This is a genomic window from Vibrio sp. Vb2131, assembly GCF_033338535.1.
Taxonomy (GTDB): domain Bacteria; phylum Pseudomonadota; class Gammaproteobacteria; order Enterobacterales; family Vibrionaceae; genus Vibrio; species Vibrio alginolyticus.
The window spans coordinates 1-537 of record NZ_JAWOSW010000151.1; the positions used below are offsets into that span (position 1 = coordinate 1).

A 537-nucleotide genomic window follows, 5' to 3' on the forward strand; every position below is an offset into this window, starting at 1 on the left:
AACGCCTTCAATGGAGAAAAGCCCAGAGGTGTTCCTTGTTCGTGAACGCATGCTCGAAACGGGCGTGGATATGTTCTTAGATGTTCATGGTGATGAAGCGATCCCATACAACTTTGTTGCAGGCTCTGAAGGCATCCCATCGTACGATGAAAACTTAGCGGCGCTGGAAAATGCATTCAAACAAGCACTGTTGACTATTACGCCAGAGTTCCAAGATGAAATTGGCTACGACAAAGATGAACCAGGCAAGGCAAACCTGGTTCCAAGATGAAATTGGCTACGACAAAGATGAACCAGGCAAGGCAAACCTGACGGTTGGTTCAAATTGGGTTGCCGAGCAATTTAAGTGCTTATCGTACACAATTGAGATGCCATTCAAAGACAATAACAACCACCCTGATCCGTTGTACGGTTGGTCTCCTGAGCGCAGCGTGATGTTTGGGCAAGATGTGCTTGCAGCAACACTTGCGGTGACTGACAAAATTTAAATGCAATAGTTCCACAGCATTGATTCATTACCGAACAGCTCATCTTTGA

1 pseudogene is annotated in these 537 nt (G+C 45.8%); it reads left to right on the plus strand.

What is annotated here, in order from left to right:
• Positions 1 to 488: pseudogene (locus tag R7E38_RS23315) on the plus strand (hypothetical protein); the annotation flags it as partial.
• Between the last annotated feature and the right edge of the window lie 49 nt (positions 489 to 537).